This is a genomic window from Maritimibacter alkaliphilus HTCC2654 (assembly GCF_000152805.1).
Classification (GTDB): domain Bacteria; phylum Pseudomonadota; class Alphaproteobacteria; order Rhodobacterales; family Rhodobacteraceae; genus Maritimibacter; species Maritimibacter alkaliphilus.
The window spans coordinates 398,807-413,847 of the sequence record NZ_CH902578.1 but is presented as its reverse complement, the minus strand read 5'-3'; the positions used below and the strand labels follow the sequence as shown (position 1 = coordinate 413,847).

Below are 15,041 nucleotides of genomic sequence, written 5' to 3'. Positions count from 1 at the left end.
CGCAATGGAACAGCAAGCGGGGGTCCGCGTGACCCCGCCCTATCTCGAAGGCTACGCGCCGCAGTCGGGCGTGTCGGACGAATTGTTCGGCACGACAGGCGAGATGCGCCCGGTCTGGCAACCCTTCGTGGATGCGTTTTCACGTCTGACGCCCGCGCAGGTCGCCGGGCGGTTCGAGCGCGGCAACCAGTATCTGCGCGATGCCGGGGTCTATTTCCGCCAGTATTCCAACCAGCCGCTGTCGGAACGCGAATGGCCCCTCAGCCATGTGCCCGTGATCCTGCACGAGACCGAATGGAACGGCATCTGCACTGCCCTGTCGCAGCGCGCCGATCTGCTCGAAGCGGTGATGGCCGACTTGTATGGGCCGGGCAAGCTGGTGGCGGACGGGCATCTGCCGGTCGATCTAGTCGCGAACAATCCGGCATGGCTCAGGCCGATGGTCGGAGTCGAACCGGCGGGCGGGCATTACCTCCACTTCCTCGCGTTCGAGATCGGGCGCTCCCCGGACGGGTCGTGGTTCGTCCTGGGCGACCGGACGCAGGCCCCGTCGGGGGCCGGGTTCGCGCTGGAAAACCGGATGGCCACCAGCCGCATTTTTCCCGAAAGCTTCTCGGGCGACCGCATTCACCGGCTCGCAGGCTTCTTCGGGGATTTCAGACATGCGCTGGACACGCTCGCCAACCGGCGCGAGGGGCTGCCGCGTCGCGCGGGCATCCTTACCCCCGGCCCCGCCAACGACGCCTATTTCGAGCACACCTATATCGCCCGATATCTGGGCCTCATGCTGCTCGAAGGCGAAGACCTGATCGTCAAGAACGGCGAAGCGATGGTGCGCACGATCGAGGGGCCGCAGCCGCTTGGCGTGCTCTGGCGCCGGATCGACGCGCAGTTCGCCGATCCGCTGGAGTTCGAACCCGACAGCCAGATCGGAACGCCGGGGCTGATGGAGGCGGTGGCGACCGGAAACCTCGCCCTCGCCAATGCGCTGGGATCGGGCGTGCTGGAAACCCGCGCGCTGATGGCGTTCCTGCCCAAGATCAACAGGCTTCTGAACGGCGAACCTCTGGCGATGCCCAACATCGCGACATGGTGGTGCGGCAGCCCGAGCGAGCGGGAATACGTGCGGTCGAACGCGCAAAACCTCGTCATCGGTCCGGCCCTGTCGGTGGACCTGCCCTTCGACTGGGGCGCCAACGCCATCGTCGGCGGCGACGTGCGCGACGCGGCGCGCGGACCGCTGGACACTTTGCTGGCGACCGAGGGCGCCTCTCTCGTCGGGCAACAGGCGGTGAACCTGTCCACCACGCCGGCCTGGGTCGGGGACGGCGAAACCGGCCGCCTGCGCCCCTGCCCGATGACCGTGCGCGTCTTTGCCGCCCGCACGGACAAGGGCTGGAGCTTCATGAAGGCGGCTATGCCCGGATCGGCCCCGAAGGCGACGCCACCGCGCTTGCCATGCAGCGCGGCGGGTCGGTGGCCGATGTCTGGATCGCATCCGACGGCCCGGTGCCGCAGCCCACGCTGACGCCGACCGACGACCAGCCCTATCGGCGCATCACCTCGGGCACGCTGCCGTCACGCGGGGCCGACAACCTGTACTGGCTCGGACGCTACCTCGAGCGGGCCGAAGACCTGATCCGGCTCGTGCGCGCCTATCACCTGCGCCTTGCGACCACCGACGGGCCGGACGATCCGCGCCTCAGGACGATACAGGCCTACCTTGCCCCGTTCGGCGTCGACCCGACCGAAGCGATGCCTGCGGCGCTGCTCGACCGGCTCGCCGCCGCGCAGACCTGCGCGTCGAAGGTGCGCGACCGCTTCTCGACCGACGGCTGGCTCGCGCTCAAGGATCTGGACAAGACCATGCGCGCGATGCGCGAGACCGCGACGCCGGGCGACGATGCCGCCCGCGCGATGAGCGTTCTTCTGCGCAAGATCACCGGGTTCGCGGGGCTGGTGCACGAGAATATGTATCGGTTCGCGGGCTGGCGGTTCCTGTCGCTTGGACGCGCGATCGAACGGGCCGACGGGCTGCTTGCCATGCTTGCGACGTTCACCGATTCCAAGGCGCCCGCGGGCTGTTTCGACATCGCGGTCGAGGTGGCCGACAGCGTGATGACCCATCAGCGCCGTTACCGCATAAACACGAACCGCGACACGGTGGTCGACCTTCTCGCCCTCGACGCCGACAACCCGCGCGCCGTCCTGTTTCAGGTGAACGAGATGAAGCGACTGGTCGAGGGCCTGCCCGACATCATGCCCGACGGCCGCCCCGGCCCGCTTCTGCGCGCGATCCTGCCGCTCAAGACCCGGCTGGAAGTGGCCGACCCCATTGCGATCACGCCTGCCGTCTTCGGTGAACTGCGCGGCGATCTGGCCGCGATTTCCGAGCAGGTCTCGGCGGCTTATCTGAGGTGACGCAATGCTTTATGACGTGAAACTGCGCATCGCCTACAGCTATGAAACCCCCTCGGACCAGTCGCGGCTCGTGCTGCGTCTGTTGCCCAACGACATTCCGGCGACGCAGAAGGTGCTCGCCCGCCTGCTCACCCTCGACCCGATGCCGGCCGAGCGGCGCGAGCGGGTGGATTTCTTCGGCAACACCCTGACGAGCGTGGTCTGGCACGAGCCGGTCGAGGCGATCACCATCGACCTCGCCGCCCGGTTCGACCGGCGCCCCGACCCCAAGTTTCTGGACTTCTCGCCGACGGTCGAGGCGCTGGGGGCCGAGATCGACATGCAACGCGGGCTGTCGCCCATCGCCCCGCAGCATTTCACCGCGCCCTCGTGCCGGGCCGGGCCGCAACCCGACATGACCGCCTTCGCACAGGCGCATGTCACGCCCGGCATGACCACCTTGCAGGCGGTCGAAACGGTGGGGCGCGCGCTCTATTCCGAAATGCGCTTCGATGCGACGGCGACCGATGTGGCGACCCCCGCCGCCGAGGCCTTCGCCAAGCGGCACGGGGTCTGTCAGGATTTCACCCATATCATGATTTCCTGCCTGCGCGGGCTGGGCATTCCGGCGGGCTATGTCTCGGGCTTCCTGCGCACCGATCCGCCCCCGGGCGAGCCGCGTCTCGAAGGGGCCGATGCCATGCACGCCTGGGTGCGGGCCTGGGTGGGCGTGGAACTGGGCTGGGTCGAATACGACCCCACCAACGCGCAATTCGCGGGCGCCGACTACGTCACCGTGGCCCACGGGCGCGACTATGACGACGTGGCCCCGGTGCGCGGCGCTTTGCGCGGGTCCGGCGGTCAGGACAGTTCGCAGGCGGTTGACGTCATCCCGGTTGTCGCGTGAATTCCCCATGCATTCCGCGGGCATCGGTCCGACCACCTATTCTCACGCAAGGGACCGTTCCCGACAAATGACTGACAGCCCCACGATCCGCGTCGCCTTCGGGTCGGTTCCGAAGGATGGCGGAACCTTCACCTTCTACCGCAACATCCGGCCCGAGCTTCTGAAACATGGCATCGACATGCGCTGCGTCAGCGTCGGGCGCGAGGATGCGGACTTGTGGGAAGCGGCCTATGCCGATGACGGCTGCCACCTGCTTGTGCCCGACGTGTCCAACGCGAAACGGCAAGCGCGCGCCTTCGTCGACTGGTGTGCCGAGGAACGCATCGACATCGCGCTCGGCATCAACTCCTTCGCGATCCTTTCGGCCATCCCGCATCTGCCGCAAAGCGTGCGTGTCATGTCGCGCTGCGCCAACGCGTTCGACCACGGGTACCGGATCACCATGTCGCGGGCCGAACGGCTCGCCCGGATCGTGGCCCTCAGCCCCCGTCTGCGCGACGATCTGATCGCCGACTATGGCGCGGACCCGGACAAGCTCGTGCTCATCCCGAACGGCCATGATCCGGCCCCCTTCGATGCGGCCGCCGCCCGTGTGCGCGGCACGGGTGCGCGGTTGGAACTGGGGTTCGTCGGGCGCCTTGAACACGGCCAGAAAGGCGTGCTGCATATCCCCGCGATCCTGGCCGAACTCGACGCGCTCGGCTGTGACTACCGCCTCAGGATCGCGGGCAAGGGCCGCCACGGCGACCGTCTGCGCACAGAGCTTGCGCCCCATATCGCGGCGGGCCGGGTCGAATTTCTCGGCGCCCTCGGTCCGGGCGAGATCCCCGACCTGTTGGGCGACGTGGACATCTACCTGTTCACTTCGAAATTCGAAGGCATGCCGAACGCATTGATCGAGGCGATGATGGCGGGCGCGGTGCCTGCCTGCTTCAACATCGAGGGCATCACCGATTTCATGGTCGATCACGACCGCTCCGGCCTCCTCGTCCCGCAGGAGGACGCCAAAGCCCTCGCCCAAGGCATTCACAGGCTCGATCAGGATCGCGACCACCTGCGCGCGATGAGCGCCGCCGTCGCCGCCACCGCCCGCGAACGGTTTTCCAGCGCCGGAACCGCACGGGCCTATGCCGACCTGTTTCGCGCGGTGATGGCCGAGCCCGCGCCGGAGTGGTCACCGAAGGCGTGGTCGTCCTTCACCCCCGACCCGAACTTTCCGCGCACATGGCGGCGGTTCATCCCCAAGGCGGTGAAGGAGGCGATCAAGTCCCGCCGCTGACGGCGCCGCCTGGCACGTAGCTGGCCGAGGTTTCCGAACTGTCCGGCAGGTCGTGCCTCAGGAACGGCGCACGGGTCCGGGTGAAAATCTCGCGCGTCACGTCGAACCAGAACGTCGGCGGATCGAACGTCCCCCCCGCGATCCCGACCAGATCGGGAAACACCTCGAGCCGCCAGAACACGCTGGTGCCGCACGTCGTGCAGAACCGCGTGGTGAAGGCGCGCCCGCTTTCCGTGTGGAACGTGTAATCGCGCAAAGCCCCCGACAGTTCGGTCACGTTGTCCTGCGCGAAATAGACCGAAACGCCGAATGCGGACCCGGTGCGAAGTTGGCAGTATCGGCAATGACAGACACCGGCCCTGACCGGCTGCCCCACGGTCCGGTAGCGCACCGCGCCGCAGGCACAGCCCCCTTCGTGCAGTTCACTCATCATCCGGCCCTCCTTTACGCACCACTCTGGCGCAAACGCGCGCGGCGTCAAAGGTCACGTCGGAGAGGAAGGATGTTGGCGCGCCGAGAAGGGTTTCCTTCGAACGCGCCAAACAGGCGCTCAAGTAGCGAAGCGGTGGCGCAAATAAATGTGGCGCACCCGATAGGATTCGAACCTATGGCCTCTGCCTTCGGAGGGCAGCGCTCTATCCAGCTGAGCTACGGGTGCGTCGTTCGCGCGGTATAGGGCAAGGCTGGCGGGCTCGCAACAGGATTTGCGGTCTCACGCAGGGCGCAGGTATCCGAAGGCCGCGATTTCCGAGGCACAGGCTTCGGCCACCATCTCCAGCGCCTCGGGATGGGCGCGATAGACCTCGGCGACACGGGCCTCGCGTGGGCGGAGGCCGCCCTTGGGCCGGATGCGCGCGACGAGCTCCGCGATGTCGGACAGGTCGTTGTCGCGCAGATCCTGAAGCAGGCAGGAATAGCGCAAATGCAGGTCCACTTTGTCCGGCCCGCGATGCGGGGCGATCCGGCTGTTGGCGTCCAGCCGATGCCGTCGGGCCGCGACGAACCCGCCGAAATCCATATCGTCCGGGAGCGCCCCCCGCGAGCGCCGCCAATGGTAGCGCGAAATCGCCACGTCGAACGGATCACGTGTGATCGCGATCTTTCGGTATCCGGTCCAGGTCGCCTCCGGCACCTGCGCGCGGACCTGGGCGGCGGTGGAATGATTGCGAAATGCGACCCGCCGGGGCCAGAGCGTGCCGGGCCAGCGCGCCCGGTCGTGGTGACACGGCCCCCGCCCGCCCACGTCGCGGCGCAGGGCCTCATCCTCGGGCGTGAGCGGAGTTATGACGTCGCGCGGCCCGCAGACGGTCGACAACGCGATTTCGAGCGCGGTCCCGCCGACCTTGCGGCCTTTGAGGAAGATAAGACGTCTGTCGTGGCAGATAATCATGTCGCCCACCGCTATCGCACTCGGCCGCCCGTCACACAACGGCGGCCGGGTCTCCTCGGTCGACCCTCCGCCCGCCCCAATGCGAGCGCGCCGTACGGGGCACCGCCCGCAGGGCAAGCCACAGGCACCGCCCTAGCCCAGTCGGTTGAACACCCGCTCCAGCAGCATGTCCAGCACGAGCCGTTCGTCCTGCGACAGCCCCGCGAAGGCCTGCACATAGACTTCATCCGCCACGACGCGCGCCTTGGCCGCGAGTGCATCCCCCTTTCCGGTCAGCATCACCTCGGTTACGCGCGCGTCGCCAGCGCGGTCGCCGGTCTCGACCAGCCCCTCTGCCAGCATCCGGTGCACGATCTTGGTCGCTGTGTTGGGTTTCAGGATGCATTGCGCGGAAATCTCGGAGACCGAGAGCCCCTTGCCCTCACCAAGGGCCATCATCACGCGCCAATAGGTCGGATCGACGCCGATCGTCTTGAGCCGCGCCTCCATCACCTGCGTGTAGCGATGCGCCGTCTGGGTGATCCAGAAAAACGGCCATTCCGCGTCTCGCAAACCGGCCTGATCGAAGGCGTCGTCGTCGTTCACTGAACATTCACCCGTCTTGGAGGCCCTGAACCAAGGATACTAAGCCGACAAGCGCGCCGTGCACGTGAAAAACGGGTATGGATCACCGCATCTGCGAAGCGTCGCCTGTGTCGCGGACGAACACGCGAAAGGCGTTCGGCGAGGCAGGACCGTTTTCACAGTGCTCCGCAGAGATCGCGCCACGCGGTCACAGCGCCGACTGAACGTCTTCGCTGCCCGACCAGCGCACTGACGCACCAGACCTCACGACGCCGACGCCGCCGCCTTCAACAGCGCATCCGCGCCCTCGGACGGATCGTCGCCGCTCCATGCCACGTAGTGATCCGGGCGCACGAGGATCAGGGACGCGCCGTAGTCTGTCGGCGCGCCGTCCTCGACCACCGTCAAAGGAATACCTTCTCTGGACGCCGCCGCGACGACCTCATCCACCGTTCCGGAAGGCGCGAAATTCAGCAGTGTGTATCCGGCCCCGAGGCGGTCGAAGACGTTCGCGCCGTCCGACAGGATCTGCGGTGCGAGATGGTGCCCGGCGCGGGCCTCGAACCTGTGATCGCCCCGCGCACTCGGCGCACCGCCTTCGCTCGCGACGATCGGCGACCCTTCGTAGTTCGGCTCGAAATTCGCGACCTCTGCGGCGGTGGCGTTGCGCTTGTTCCACGCGGTCTCGAACGCGTCCCGGTCCTTGCGGGGGTCGTAGGTTTCAAGGAACTGCCGGTCGTCTTCGATGAAGAACTCGATGAAGTCACGCGCCGTCGATTCGAACACGGGCCGCCGTTCGGCATCGTAACTGTCGAGCAACCCCTCGCCCCCCCAGCCCTGAAGCCGCGCCGCGAGCTTCCAGCCGAGGTTTCGGGCATCCTCGAACCCCGTGTTGATGCCGTATCCGCCGTAGGGCGGATGGCTGTGGGCCGCGTCGCCCGCGACGAACACCCGCCCCGCCCGGTAATGCGACGCGATGGAAACGCGCAGATCCCAGAAGCCCACGTAGTCGATGTCGAGCGCGAAGGGACGCCCGACCACCTCATGAAGCAGGGCCTCGAAATCGTCTGTCTCGGTCGTGCCCGCCGGGACCGGCGCGTGGAAAAAGAAGCTCCCCACGTCGACGCGGCCGAAAAAGCGCCAGTAGCCCTTGAGGTCCGGGTGCAGGACATTGAAGAACGCCTTGCCCGGATAGCGTTTCAACAGGTCGTTCAACTCCATCGACCGGAACACCAGAAGCACCATCAGCTTGTCATGGTCCGACTGGGTCTGCGGGATACCGCCCGTCGCGCGCACCACGGAGCGGCTTCCGTCGCACCCGACGACATATTGCGCCGTGACCGTATCGCGCTCGGCCCCGTCGCGGCGGGTCGCCGTGGCCGAAACGTGATCGCCGTGATCCGTCACGCTTTCGACCGTCCAGCCGTAGCGGATGTCGATTGACGGGATCTGTTCGGCCCGCGCCCGCAGCACCTTTTCCGTCTCATACTGAGGAAGCCGTTCGTTGGTCGTGAAATAATACTCGTTCACGCTGGAGCGGTTCAGCCAGTCGTAATGATAGTCGCTGAGGAGGTGTTCGTAGAGCGTAAGCCCCCCGATGCCGACCTCGTCGGGGATCGACCGGGCCGCGCGAAGTTCCTTTTCACAGCCCCAGAAATGCAGCGTTTCGGTGGTGCGCTGAGTCAGGTTCTGGCCCTTGGGAATGGGCTGCGGTTCGGGGTAGCGTTCGATCACGAGCACCGGAATGCCGCGCTGCCCCAACTCGATGGCGAGCCCCATGCCGACCGGCCCCCCGCCCGAGATAACGACGTCGTAATCCGTTCGTGCCTTCATCCGCCGATCATTCCCTGTTCGAGGTAGATATGTTTCGTTTCCATGAAGTCATGCAGCCCTTCCGGCCCGTGCAGCCGCCCCAGACCGGACTGGCCGAAGCCGCCCGTTTCGGCCTCGGCGGCAAGGCGCATGTGGCTGTTGAGCCAGACGGTCCCCGCCCGGATCGCGCGGCTCATGCGCATGGCGCGCGACAGGTCGGTGGTAAAGACGCTGGCGGCAAGCCCGTAGCAAGTCGCGTTCGCCTTCGACACCGCCTCGCTCTCGTCCGTGAAGGTCTCGAGCGAGACGATCGGACCGAAGAGTTCCTCCTGCACAAGCGGCGATGCCACGTCGTCGATCCGAAACAGCGTCGGAGTCAGGAAGGCCCCGGCATTCAGCGCCTCGCCGCGCAGCACCATCTCGCCCTCGTCGCCCGCCCGTTCGATGATCGTCCTGAGCCGGTCGAGGTTCGCGCGGTCGATCAAGCTGCCCATCTCGCTTGCCGGGTCGTTGCCCGGTCCGACGTGGACGGCGGCGAAGCTTGCCTTGATCCTGTCCTCGAAGTCCTTCGCGATGCTTTCATGCACGAGGAACCGGGCCGCCGCGACGCAGATCTGACCGGCCATGGTCAGCGCCCCATGGGTGAGTTCAGCCACGGCCTTGTCCAGATCGGCATCGGGGAAGATCACGGCGGGCGCCTTGCCGCCAAGCTCCAGCCCGACACGCTTCAGCGTCGGCGCCGCCGCGGCCATGATCGCTTTGCCCGTGGCCGATGACCCGGTGAACGAGATCGTGTCCACCAGCGGCGAGGACACGATGGCCTGCCCCACCTCGATCCCGCTTTCGTTGATCGAGTTCACGACGCCCGGCGGAAGCGACGGGCAGTCGGCAAGGCATTGCATGACGCGGGCATGAACCAGCGGTGTCTGGTGCGCGGGTTTGATAAGGCAGGTGCAGCCGGCCGCGAGCGCCGGGCCGAGCGAGCGCACCAGAAGCGTGACGGGCGCATTCCACGGCACGATGATCCCCGCCACACCCGCCGCCTCGCGGTGAAAGAGCGACATCTGGCCGGGGCTGATTTCCTGCATCGTTCCCCTGAGGTTGCGCGCCAGTCCGCCGTAATAGCGCACCTCGGAAATCGACCCCATGGTTTCGCCCATCGCCTCGGAGCGGAGCTTGCCGTTCTCGGCGACGATCAGGTCGACGATCTCGTCCCGCGCGGCCTCCATCCGGTCGGCGAATTCGAACAGCGCCTGCGCGCGTTGGCGTGGCGCGTGCGCCCAGTCGGTCGCGAAAAACGTCTCGCGCGCCGTTTGCGCGGCCTGTTCGACGAGGGCGGCGGACCCCGCATGATACTGGCCGAGCACCGTGTCGTCGGCCGGGTTCACGCTTTCGCCCATCGCCCCGTCAGACACCCATGTGCCGCCGATGAAATGCCGTGCGGTCGGATACGTCATGGCGGACCTCAGAGCGTCAGGCCGAGCAATTTCGCCGCGTTGTCCTGATAGACCTTGCGACGTGTCTCGTCGGAGATGTCGAGTTCGTCCAGAATGCGGATCGTCTCGCGGATATACATCGGCCCCGCCTCGGGATCGAAGGGCGCGTCGGAGGCGAACATGACGTGATCCTCGCCGAAGAACTCGATGGCGTGCTTGATGGCCGTGGCCGAGCCGAAGGTGGCCGTGTCGGCGTAAAAATCCTTGAAATACTCAAGATGCGGCTTCTTCAGCGCCTTGCGGACGGCGGCCAGATCGCGGTCGGTGGTGCGAGCGCCCATCTGGTCCCAGCCCGGTCCGACACGACCCTCGAAGAACGGCACCATGCCGCCCGCGTGGTGTGTCACGATGTTGAGGCCCGGGTTCCGGTCGAAAAGCCCCGAGAACACCATCCGCGCCATGGCGGCGGAGGTTTCGTAGGGCCACCCGAAGGTCCACCAGATTTCGTATTCCGACTGTTTCTCGGTCAGGTAGTCGGGGAAATTCGCACCCCGCGCCGGATGCAGCCAGACCGCCTTGCCGCTTTGCGCCATGTATTCGAAGAACGGCTCGAATTCCGGCAGGTCGAGCGGTTTGCCCCCGACGTTGGTGAAAATCTGCATCCCGACGGCGCCGAGCTCTTCGATGTTGCGCCGCGCCTCGTCCACCACCGCGTCCGGGTTGTTCATGACGGCGGACCCGATGAAGCCGGGGAAGCGGTCGGGATATTTCTGGCACAGCTCCGCCATGCTGTCCGACGCGATCTTGCCCAGTTCCAGCGACTTCTCGGGATCGGCGTATTTCTCGAACGGCGGCGAGGCGAGCGACAGGATCTGGCAGTAGTCGTCCCCGAACATATCCATCACCTCGAACCGGCGGTCGAGGTCGGTCATCATCGGCACGGCCTCGGACCGGCGGGTGATGTCCGTCGTCTCGCCCACATGGGCGATCAGCGCCTCGTGAAAGGGCTTCGGCCAGATGTGGTTGAAGATGTCGATCTTTTTCATGGGCTGCCTCGTTTCTCGAAGGTCAAAGTTCCCCGAGGACCATGTCCTCGGAACGCATGTGTGTCAGGGCGTCGCTCAGGCGCGTGCTGGCCGCCCAGATCGTGTCGGACAGGTCTTTCACCTTGGCGTCGTCCAATGTGTCGCGGTCGATGGTCAGGCAGAGCACCGCGATGGGTGCGCGGCTTGCGTCGAACACGGGCGCGGCGATCCCCACCACCCCGTCGGTAACCTCGCCGCGCGCGACGAGGGCGCCGCCCTTGCGCATGTGGCGCAGGGTCTCGGCAATCTCGTCCACGGTGTCGCCCAACCCAAGCTCGCGCAGGTCCGCGAAGTTCTCGTTGATCTTCGCCAGCATCTGACGGCGTGGCAGATGCGCTAGGATGGCGCGGCTGATCGCGCCACGGGCCAGCGGCATGGGCCGCCCGCGCGGGTAGCTCGATTTGGGCTGCGGGGTCGAGACCTCCGACGCGACGCACAGAAGCTTGTTCCCATACCAGCGCACCAGAAGCGCGGTCGAGGGATGCCGTGCCGCAAGCTCCTTGAGCACCGCACCCCCTTCGAGCAGGAGCGCGTCGGACTTGCGCATGAGGTAGTCGAGTTCCACGACACGAGGGCCGAGCGTCAACCCATGCGGCCCGTTCTGGCTCAGAAAGCCCGCATCTCCCACCTTTCGAACGCTACGGCGCGGGCGTTCTCCGGGCGGTGGACCATGCGGGCAAGGTTGCCGGAAACATCACCCGCGATCTGTTCGATGCGGCCGAGATCGGGGCCGATTGGACGAATCGGCTGGTCGATTGCCTGTGCCAGTTTCTGAACTATGCGATGCCTTTGGTCACGCCGCCCGAAGCACCGGATGCGCGGCTCGCGGCCGCCATGGCTATGGCACGGGACCGGCTGGACGACCCCGATCTGCGGTTGAACGACCTCGCGCAAGCCGCAGGGATAAGCGCGCGCAACCTCAACGCCCTCTTCGCGCACACGGGTCAGACGCCGATGCGTTGGCTGATGAACGAACGGCTCGCTGCGGTGGCGCGCGACCTTGCCGACGATAGCGCGGCAACGGGCACCCCGCGCCAGATTTCGAATATCGCCGAGGCCCGCGGGTTTCGCGACCCGGCCCATCTGAGCACGGCGTTCCGGCTTCGCTTTGGTATGTCACCTCGCGAATACCGCGCGCAAAGACAAGCCCGCTGCCAGCATCCACAAGATTTTCCGCGCACCGGCCCATAGCGTGACCTTCGAGGAAGCAGCCTGACCCGCCCCCAGAGCATGGGACCAGACGGGGCGGGCTTCATAAGGGAGGACCACATGACCACTTTGACATCCACTTGGACCGAGGCCCAAGGCGGCTGCCCAGCGTCGGCGCTGGGCCAAGCCTATCGCCCGCTGGAGCATGACGGCTTCTACGACTTCATCGCCAAGGCTCAGGCCGAAGAGCCGGTGTTTTTCAGCGAGGCGATCCGCTACTGGGTCGTGACGCGGCGCGAAGATGTGCTCGCCGTGCTGGCCGATCATGACAGCTTTTCGGCGGCGATTACGCTGGCCCCGGTGCGTCCGTTTCCGCCCGATTTCGTGGCGGCCTTGCGCGATGGCGGGTTTTCGTTCGAGCCAACGCTGGTGAATTCGGACGCCGACATCCACAGCCGTCTGCGGCCCAAGGCGCAGCGCTTCCTGAACGCCAAACGCTATGCGACCTATGCCGAAAGCATCCGTGCCATCGTGCGCGACCATATTGCGGCGATCGGCACGGCAAAGCGCGTCGATGTGGTGGCCGCGCTGACCTATGAGGTCCCCGCCAAAGTGCTGGCCCTGCTTCTGGGGGTCGAAGACATTTCGCCCAAACAGATCAAGGTATGGGCGGACCATCGTCTGGGCATGACATTTGGCGCGCTCGAAGGCGAAGAACTGGCCGAGGCCGGTCGCCAGCTACTTGATTACTGGAAATATTGTCAGCGTCTGGTGGCAGACCGGCAGGACAATCCGCGCGATGACTATGCCTCGATGCTGCTTGACCTGCGGGGCGGTGACGATGCCGTTCTGACGATCACCGACGTGGTCGGGCTGGTCTTTGGCGTGATGGTCGCGGGGCATGAGACCACGACCAATGCGACCGGCAACCTGATCCATGCTCTTCTGTCCGAACGGGACCAATGGGAACGGCTCAAGGCCGACCCCACGCTGATCCCCAACGCGGTCGAAGAGGGCCTGCGACATTCGTCTTCGGTCGTGAACTGGCGGCGGCGCACGACGCGGGCCGTGACCATCGGCGGCGTCGACATTCCCGAGGGCGCGAATGTGCTCATCTCGCTCGCCGGTGCAAACAACGATCCCGAGGTCTTTGACAATTCGCGCGCGTTTGACGTGGGGCGGGCCAATGTGCGCGACCATGTGGCCTTTGGCAAAGGCCGGCACTTCTGTCTGGGCGCGCCGCTCGCCAGGCTCGAAATGACGATCATCATGGAAGAGATCCTCGCGGCCTTTCCCGACATGGAACTGGCCCCCGGTTTTCATCCGGACTGGGTGCCGACCGTGACTTTCCGTGGCCCTCTGACGCTCGACGTGCTGCCCTTTGGCGGATCGGAGGCGGCATGAAAATCGCGTTTCTGACCGCCGACGGGAACAGGATCGAGGCGCAGGCCCAGCCCGGCGCAAGCGTGATGGAGATCGCGACGGGCGCGGGCGTGCCCGGCATCATCGGGGAATGCAGCGGGTCGATGGCCTGCGGCACCTGTCATTGCAAGCTTACGGACGACCGCTATGCCCTGGTCGGACCGCCCGGTGACGACGAGGCGGCGATGCTCGAATTTTCCGACACCGAGCCGACAGCGACCTCGCGCCTGTCCTGTCAGATCGCGCTGACCCCCGCGCATGACGGTCTCATCGTGCACGTCCCGCCGTGGGCCTGACGCCTTCGCCCAGCTCCGGGGCGCATTGACCCACAGGGCGGCGCCGGTTGTCGGTGACTGCGTTCCCGGCCAATCGGCGCACTCGCGGACAAGTCCCGTCGCGCACAGATGCCAGACAGAACCGCGCCCGGTTTGGCAAAGTCACCCGAAAAATGGAGGAGTCCGATATGGCGGAAATGTCCGGCCCGAGATCGCTCGAAAACGCGAAAGAATGGATGCTTGGGAAACTCGATGCGCGGGTTCATCCCTTTGCGCTGACCGATGTCGACCAGACGCGGGTTGTGATCGAGGGCCTGCAAGGGCTCGACGGGGAATCCTGGGCCGCCGCCTGGGCCGGTCAGGGCGACGCCTATGCCGAGAAAGCCAACGCCGCCGAGGCCGCTGGCGACACCGACAGCGCGCGGGACAACTGGTATCAGGCCTACGGCTATTACTTCCTTGGCCGCTTCCCCTGCCCCAACCATCCCGACAAGCTGGCGAGCTACGAGAAAGAAGTCGCGGCCTATCAGTCGTTCGGCAAATACGCCCAGCCCGCGATCGAGGTCGTGACCGTGCCCTTCGACGGACGCGAGGGCGAAGGCGAAGAGATTACCTTTTACGTCCGCATGCCCGAGGGCATCGACAACCCACCCGTCATCGTCATGTGGGGCGGTGTCGACGCTTGGAAAGAGGAAATGACCATACTGACCGAAGGCCTCGCCGCACGCGGTTTCGCCACGGTCGCGCTCGACAACGTCGGCACTGGGCAATCGCCGATCAAGGCAGGCCCGGACGGCGAGCGGCAGTTCATGCCGGTGTTCGACTGGGTCGAAAGCTGCGGCAAGTTCGACGCAAGGCGCATCGCCATCGTCGGGCGCTCTTTCGGCGGTCACTGGGCCACGAAGCTCGCTCACCTCATGCCCGAACGGTTCCGGGCTGCGGTTAATTGGGGCGGCGGCGTGCATTACATGTTCCAGCCCGACTGGATCGAAAAATCGCGCCATCCCGACAGCTATCTCATGGAACTGGTCGAAACTCGATCGCGCATGCTCGGCGCCACGAACGATGAGGAATACATCCAAGGCTTCAAGGTTCTGTCGCTCTTGGAACAGGGCCTTCTCGATCAGCCCTGCGCGCCGCTTCTGCTGATCAACGGCAAGAACGACACGCAATGCCCGATCACGGATATCGAGCTTCTCACCGAACATGGCGACCCGAAATCGGTGCGCCTGTTCCCCGGCCGCGGTCACATGGGCTTTGGCCCCGGCACCGTCGACGCGATCATCGACTGGCTGAAAGCCCGTCTCGCCTGACCCGCTTTC

Annotated in this window: 13 protein-coding genes, 1 tRNA gene and 1 pseudogene; 7 read left to right on the top strand and 8 right to left on the bottom strand. The window is 66.0% G+C overall.

The genetic code is table 11. The features are described from left to right. The first annotated feature begins 4 nt into the window (after positions 1 to 4). The 3 genes and pseudogenes from RB2654_RS03170 to RB2654_RS22250 all read left to right on the top strand — a co-directional run bounded on the left by RB2654_RS03170 (position 5) and on the right by RB2654_RS22250 (position 4,586). A pseudogene (locus RB2654_RS03170) lies at positions 5 to 2,421 on the top strand (circularly permuted type 2 ATP-grasp protein). Positions 2,422 to 2,425: 4 nt separating this feature from the next. Then, positions 2,426 to 3,307: a transglutaminase family protein gene (locus RB2654_RS03165; RefSeq protein WP_008328514.1), complete on the top strand. Its 882-nt coding sequence runs from the start codon at positions 2,426 to 2,428 to the stop codon at positions 3,305 to 3,307. 67 nt (positions 3,308 to 3,374) lie between these two features. After that, on the top strand, positions 3,375 to 4,586 hold the full coding sequence (locus tag RB2654_RS22250; protein ID WP_008328513.1) for a glycosyltransferase family 4 protein: 1,212 nt from the start codon (positions 3,375 to 3,377) through the stop codon (positions 4,584 to 4,586). On the opposite strand, the gene RB2654_RS03155 is transcribed toward RB2654_RS22250, so the two are convergent. The 8 genes from RB2654_RS03155 to RB2654_RS03120 form a co-directional block, all read right to left on the bottom strand. Then, positions 4,570 to 5,019 carry a GFA family protein gene (locus tag RB2654_RS03155; RefSeq protein WP_008328511.1) on the bottom strand — a complete coding sequence of 150 codons (450 nt, stop codon included), beginning with the start codon at positions 5,017 to 5,019 and terminating at the stop codon, positions 4,570 to 4,572. The two genes, RB2654_RS22250 and RB2654_RS03155, sit on opposite strands and share 17 nt — an antisense overlap. Before the next feature lie 148 nt (positions 5,020 to 5,167). Next, positions 5,168 to 5,244, bottom strand: a tRNA-Arg gene (locus RB2654_RS03150). Between the two features lie 54 nt (positions 5,245 to 5,298). After that, complete coding sequence (locus RB2654_RS22245) at positions 5,299 to 5,976, bottom strand: hypothetical protein (protein ID WP_148912544.1); 678 nt, start codon at positions 5,974 to 5,976, stop codon at positions 5,299 to 5,301. Positions 5,977 to 6,108: 132 nt separating this feature from the next. Then, positions 6,109 to 6,561, bottom strand: a complete 453-nt coding sequence (locus RB2654_RS03140) for a MarR family winged helix-turn-helix transcriptional regulator (protein ID WP_008328509.1) — start codon at positions 6,559 to 6,561, stop codon at positions 6,109 to 6,111. A 243-nt stretch (positions 6,562 to 6,804) separates the two neighbouring features. Beyond that, positions 6,805 to 8,373 (bottom strand): FAD-dependent monooxygenase, encoded by a 1,569-nt coding sequence (locus RB2654_RS03135; RefSeq protein WP_008328508.1) that lies wholly within the window; start codon positions 8,371 to 8,373, stop codon positions 6,805 to 6,807. Then, entirely contained in the window at positions 8,370 to 9,809 is a 1,440-nt protein-coding gene (locus RB2654_RS03130; RefSeq protein WP_008328507.1) for an aldehyde dehydrogenase family protein, read from the bottom strand. The genes RB2654_RS03135 and RB2654_RS03130 overlap by 4 nt, the downstream gene beginning before the upstream one ends. An 8-nt stretch (positions 9,810 to 9,817) precedes the next feature. After that, on the bottom strand, positions 9,818 to 10,834 hold the full coding sequence (locus RB2654_RS03125) for an amidohydrolase family protein (RefSeq protein WP_008328506.1): 1,017 nt from the start codon (positions 10,832 to 10,834) through the stop codon (positions 9,818 to 9,820). A 22-nt stretch (positions 10,835 to 10,856) separates the two neighbouring features. Further along, a complete protein-coding gene (locus tag RB2654_RS03120; protein ID WP_008328505.1) occupies positions 10,857 to 11,438 on the bottom strand; it encodes an IclR family transcriptional regulator domain-containing protein in 582 nt (193 codons plus the stop codon). Between the two features lie 98 nt (positions 11,439 to 11,536). On the opposite strand from RB2654_RS03120, the gene RB2654_RS22240 reads away from it, so the two are divergent. The 4 genes from RB2654_RS22240 (at position 11,537) to RB2654_RS03100 (ending at position 15,032) form a co-directional block, all read left to right on the top strand. Further along, positions 11,537 to 12,064 carry a helix-turn-helix transcriptional regulator gene (locus RB2654_RS22240; RefSeq protein WP_008328504.1) on the top strand — a complete coding sequence of 176 codons (528 nt, stop codon included), beginning with the start codon at positions 11,537 to 11,539 and terminating at the stop codon, positions 12,062 to 12,064. A gap of 78 nt (positions 12,065 to 12,142) precedes the next feature. Then, positions 12,143 to 13,426, top strand: a complete 1,284-nt coding sequence (locus RB2654_RS03110) for a cytochrome P450 (protein ID WP_008328503.1) — start codon at positions 12,143 to 12,145, stop codon at positions 13,424 to 13,426. After that, positions 13,423 to 13,740 (top strand): 2Fe-2S iron-sulfur cluster-binding protein, encoded by a 318-nt coding sequence (locus tag RB2654_RS03105; RefSeq protein WP_008328496.1) that lies wholly within the window; start codon positions 13,423 to 13,425, stop codon positions 13,738 to 13,740. Before RB2654_RS03110 ends, RB2654_RS03105 begins: the two co-directional genes overlap by 4 nt. Positions 13,741 to 13,892: 152 nt before the next feature. Next, positions 13,893 to 15,032 (top strand): alpha/beta hydrolase family protein, encoded by a 1,140-nt coding sequence (locus tag RB2654_RS03100; protein WP_008328495.1) that lies wholly within the window; start codon positions 13,893 to 13,895, stop codon positions 15,030 to 15,032. The last annotated feature ends 9 nt before the right edge of the window (positions 15,033 to 15,041 follow it).

Excerpts from the sequence above, each read along its gene's own strand:
- RB2654_RS03165 (WP_008328514.1), top strand. The coding sequence starts at position 2,426 with ATGCTTTATGACGTGAAACTGCGCATCGCCTACAGCTATGAAACCCCC.
- RB2654_RS22250 (WP_008328513.1), top strand. The coding sequence starts at position 3,375 with ATGACTGACAGCCCCACGATCCGCGTCGCCTTCGGGTCGGTTCCGAAG.
- RB2654_RS03155 (WP_008328511.1), bottom strand. The coding sequence starts at position 5,019 with ATGATGAGTGAACTGCACGAAGGGGGCTGTGCCTGCGGCGCGGTGCGC.
- RB2654_RS22245 (WP_148912544.1), bottom strand. The coding sequence starts at position 5,976 with ATGATTATCTGCCACGACAGACGTCTTATCTTCCTCAAAGGCCGCAAG.
- RB2654_RS03135 (WP_008328508.1), bottom strand. The coding sequence starts at position 8,373 with ATGAAGGCACGAACGGATTACGACGTCGTTATCTCGGGCGGGGGGCCG.
- RB2654_RS03130 (WP_008328507.1), bottom strand. The coding sequence starts at position 9,809 with ATGACGTATCCGACCGCACGGCATTTCATCGGCGGCACATGGGTGTCT.
- RB2654_RS03125 (WP_008328506.1), bottom strand. The coding sequence starts at position 10,834 with ATGAAAAAGATCGACATCTTCAACCACATCTGGCCGAAGCCCTTTCAC.
- RB2654_RS03110 (WP_008328503.1), top strand. The coding sequence starts at position 12,143 with ATGACCACTTTGACATCCACTTGGACCGAGGCCCAAGGCGGCTGCCCA.
- RB2654_RS03105 (WP_008328496.1), top strand. The coding sequence starts at position 13,423 with ATGAAAATCGCGTTTCTGACCGCCGACGGGAACAGGATCGAGGCGCAG.
- RB2654_RS03100 (WP_008328495.1), top strand. The coding sequence starts at position 13,893 with ATGGAGGAGTCCGATATGGCGGAAATGTCCGGCCCGAGATCGCTCGAA.